We start from the raw sequence: 3,981 nt of genomic DNA, 5'->3' as shown, positions 1-3,981 counted from the left end.
CCAGAATGCCTGACCATCCCAAATCCAAATTTCCAGACTTCAGGTTGCACAATCAAAGCCTGGCTTCTGCATGTGTGTACCACCCATGCTGAACAGTGCTTGACGACTACAGTCGTAGTCGATAAATCGATTACAGATGTAAACGACTCGGGTGCCGATCATGTCAGAGCGTATCAGCGAAGCCGAATGGCAGGTGATGGAGGTGTTGTGGACGCAACATCCGCTCACTGCGCAGGATGTGGCGGCCCGGTTGCAGCCCACCGGCTGGGGCCTGACGACGGTGAAGACCCTGCTGTCCCGCCTCGCCGCCAAGGGCGCGCTGACCACCACGGAAGACGGCCGCCGCTATCTCTATGCGCCCGCCGTTGATCGCGCCGCCATTGCCGCGGGCGAATCGCGGCGGCTGGTCGATCGCCTGTTCGGTGGCCGCCCGGCGCCGCTGGTCGCCCACCTGGCCGAACGCGGCGAGCTTTCGTCTGCCGATATTGCCGAACTGGAAGCCCTGATCCGGGAGTTGAAGCAATGATGCTGACCACCGAATGGCTGGTGGAGGCGCTGATCGGTGCCAGCCTGCTGATGTTGCTGGTGCTGATGGTGCGGCGCCCGGTGGCCCGCCTGTGGGGCGCCCATATGGCCTATGCGCTGTGGGCGCTGCCGGCACTGCGCATGGTGCTGCCGGCGATTCCGGGCTGGCAGCCGCTGTATGTGCCGGTGGCGCAATCCAACCCGGAAGGTGATGTGGCGCTGGCGCTGATGCCGCCGGCCGATGCCGCGCTCTACACCCAGCCTCTGCCAGCCGCGACGGTGCAGGCCGGCAATGTGAGCCTGCTGCCGGATTGGCCGCTGCTACTGCTTGGGGCGTGGGCGGTGGGCGCGGTCGCCTTTCTGGCCATCCAGTGGGCGCGGCACGTGCGCTTTGTGGGCCAGGCGGTGCGCGACGGCGAACTGCTCACCCGCCAGGGCGGCGTGGACGTGATCGTGTCGGCCCATGTGCCCGGGCCGATGGCGGCCGGCATCATCCATCGCCGTATCCTGCTGCCCGCCGATTTCCTTTCCCGCTATTCGCCGGCCGAGCGCCGCATGGCGCTGCTGCACGAAGCTGCCCACCATGATCGGCTTGACCTTGCCGCGAATCTGGCCGGGCTGGTAGTGCTGGCGGCGCATTGGTGGAACCCGATTGCCCATGCCGCCTGGCGTGCCTTCCGCGCCGATCAGGAACTCGCCTGCGATGCCAGCGTGCTGGCCGGCAGCGATGGTGACACCCGCGCCACCTATGGCCGGGCCGTGTTGAAATCCGCCTGCGTCGCCACCCCGGTCGCCGCCTGCGCCATGAACCACAAGAGCCAGTTGAAGGAACGATTTGCCATGATGAAGGATCGCAAGCTGGGCCGTTTCGGCCGCGCCTTTGGCCTGTTGGCCGTGACCGGTCTTGCTGCCGGCGGCCTGATCGCCACCGCATCGGGCGCGCAGCCCGCCCCGCCGGCACCACCGGCCCCGCCCGCTCCCGTCTCGCCGCCCGCGCCGGTATCACCGCCGGCCGCCGTGTCGCCGCCCGCCCCGGTGTCGCCGCCGGCTGCGCCCAATGCTCCAGCTGCGCCCAAGGTGATGGTGTTCACCCACAAGATCGACGGCGCGCAAGGCAAGCCCGGCGAGAAGATCGTCCGCAAGATCATCATGAAGGATGGCAAGGTGGTGACGGACGAAACCAGCGGCGACGGCCCGCACGTGATGATGATGCACGGCGGCGGCCCGGGCGAGATGGTCAAGGTGATGGAAACCGCCGAAGGCAAGAAGATGGTGATGATCCGCCATCAGGAGATGGCCGAAATGGCCGGCAAGCACGCCGCGCTGGCTGGCAAGGACGTCGAAGCCCGCATGGCCGAGGTGAAAGCCCGCATGCGCGACCGCTGTGCCAGCGACGGCGTGAAGCTGCCCGCCGATGCCGACATGGCGCAGCTCGCCACCTGCGGCATGGAAATGCAGAAGAAGGTGCGCGAGGCCATGGCCTCGGCCCGCGCCGCCATCGAGAAATCGCGGGATCTTTCGGCCGAACAGCGCGCCGCTGCGCTGAAGGGTATCGATGCGGCGATGGCCAACCAACGCACCGAAGTGATCGTGAAGGTCGAAAAATGATCTGATCCTTGCTGCCCGGTTCTGGCCCCTTTCAGGCCGGGCGGCACAGGTTCAGAGCATCAGGCTGGCCCCCAGCAAGAGCCCCGCTGCGGATTCCAGCCCGGCCCGGTCGTCTTCATCGAAGCGGCCGGGTTTCGGGCTGTCCAGATCGAGCACGCCGATGATTGCGCCATCCTTGATCAGCGGCACCACGATTTCGGACCGGCTGTCGGCATCGCAGGCGATATGGCCGGGGAAGGCGTGCACATCAGGCACCACCTGGGTTTCGCGGGTCGCTGCCGCCGTGCCGCACACGCCGCGACCCAGCGGGATGCGGATGCAGGCCGGTTTGCCCTGGAACGGGCCAAGCACCAGTTCGCCTTCGCGCATCAGGTAGAAACCGGCCCAATTGAGATCGGGCAGCTGGTGGAAGAGCAGCGCCGCCATGTTGGCCATGTTGGCAACGAAGTCGCGCTCGTCGCCGATAAGCAGGCCAAGCTGCTGGTTCAGCTGCGCATAGCGTTCGGGCGTGGTGCCTTCGAGGGCGGGGGCAAAGAATGACATGGCCGGGCGTTAGCGCCGCAGCCCCGGAAACGCAAACGCCGCCGGGGTGAGCCGGCGGCGTTGATTGTCGTGGTTGAAGCCCGAATTACTTCGGTGCGATCACCATCAGCATCTGGCGGCCTTCCAGGCGGGGCAGCTGCTCCACCTTGGCCAGTTCGGCGGTTTCGTCGCGCACGCGCTCCAGCAGCTTGAGGCCGAGTTCGCCGTGCGAAAGCTCGCGGCCGCGGAAGCGCAGGGTGAGCTTCACCTTGTCGCCGTCTTCCAGGAAGCGATTGATGGCCTTCATCTTGGTCTGATAATCATGCTCGTCGATGTTGGGACGCATCTTGATCTCCTTGATCTCCTGCGTCTTCTGGTTCTTGCGAGCGGCGGCAGCCTTTTTCTGGCTTTCGTATTTGAACTTGCCGATATCGAGAATCTTGCACACCGGCGGATCGGCACCAGGGGAGACTTCCACCAGGTTCAGCCCGGCTTCCTGAGCAATCGCAATGGCTTCACGGGTGTAGAGCACACCCAGATTTTCCCCGTCCTGATCGATGACACGGACCTTGGGAACAGAGATGAATTCGTCATAACGCGGGCCGGTCATCGGCGCGGGCGTGTTCATCATGCGGCGTGGGGGCGGTGGTATGGCAGTCTCTCCTGTGCAGTGTTACGCTCCTCAATAGCGCGGCCGGCCCACCAGCGGCAAGAGGGCGCAGGTGAACCGGCCGGATTCAGCCAAAAAAGACGGGTTATTTCTTCGGGGCGAGCGCGGCCTCCAGCGCCGCGATGCCGGCCGCCGCGATCAGGCCGTCTTCCTGGCTGGTGGCGCCTGAAACGCCCACTGCGCCCACGGTCTTGCCGTCTCGCTTGATGGGAACACCGCCTTCGGACGCGACCACACCCACCGGGAAGGTGAGGTAGCGCAGCTGGCCTTCCTTCTGCAGCCGCTGTTCGAACAGGGCGGTGGGGTTGCCAAAACGCGCCGCCGTCTGCGCCTTGCCGGTGGCGATGTCCGGCCCGGCGATCGACGCATCATCCATGCGGCGCAGCGCAATCGCAATGCCGGCCGGATCGACGACCACGATGGTCACCTTCAGGCCGCGCTTTTCGGCTTCGGCGTGGGCAGCATCGGTGACGATGCGGGCGCCATCGAGCGTCAGCACCGGCTTGTCCTTGATCAGTTGCCCCGCCGCCGGGGCGGCCAGCAGCAGTGTCGCCGGGGCAGCCATCAGCAGCGCCGCCCCCAGAAAGGAAAGGCCGCGCATCAGGCGGGCATCCGATACAGGGCGCACAATTTGTTGCCGGCCGGATCGCGCAGAT

At 65.9% G+C, this 3,981-nt stretch carries 5 protein-coding genes; 2 read left to right on the top strand and 3 right to left on the bottom strand.

The features are described from left to right. The first annotated feature begins 160 nt into the window (after window positions 1–160). Window positions 161–526 carry a BlaI/MecI/CopY family transcriptional regulator gene (locus RT662_RS08565; RefSeq protein ID WP_313670288.1) on the top strand — a complete coding sequence of 122 codons (366 nt, stop codon included), beginning with the start codon at window positions 161–163 and terminating at the stop codon, window positions 524–526. Further along, window positions 523–2,133 (top strand): M56 family metallopeptidase, encoded by a 1,611-nt coding sequence (locus tag RT662_RS08560; protein ID WP_313670287.1) that lies wholly within the window; start codon window positions 523–525, stop codon window positions 2,131–2,133. Before RT662_RS08565 ends, RT662_RS08560 begins: the two co-directional genes overlap by 4 nt. Window positions 2,134–2,184: 51 nt before the next feature. On the opposite strand, the gene RT662_RS08555 is transcribed toward RT662_RS08560, so the two are convergent. From RT662_RS08555 to RT662_RS08545, 3 genes are all read right to left on the bottom strand, one after another. After that, the gene (locus RT662_RS08555) at window positions 2,185–2,676 is read right to left on the bottom strand and encodes a GAF domain-containing protein (RefSeq protein WP_313670286.1); all 492 of its coding nucleotides are present in this window, start codon (window positions 2,674–2,676) and stop codon (window positions 2,185–2,187) included. 85 nt (window positions 2,677–2,761) lie between these two features. Then, window positions 2,762–3,286: a translation initiation factor IF-3 gene (infC, locus tag RT662_RS08550; RefSeq protein WP_303780048.1), complete on the bottom strand. Its 525-nt coding sequence runs from the start codon at window positions 3,284–3,286 to the stop codon at window positions 2,762–2,764. A gap of 124 nt (window positions 3,287–3,410) precedes the next feature. Next, the gene (locus tag RT662_RS08545; protein WP_313670285.1) at window positions 3,411–3,926 is read right to left on the bottom strand and encodes a heme-binding protein; all 516 of its coding nucleotides are present in this window, start codon (window positions 3,924–3,926) and stop codon (window positions 3,411–3,413) included. Window positions 3,927–3,981 lie beyond the last annotated feature (55 nt).

Source organism: Sandarakinorhabdus sp., assembly GCF_032115815.1.
Classification (GTDB): Bacteria; Pseudomonadota; Alphaproteobacteria; order Sphingomonadales; family Sphingomonadaceae; genus Sandarakinorhabdus.
This window is presented reverse-complemented; position numbering and strand designations above follow the sequence as displayed.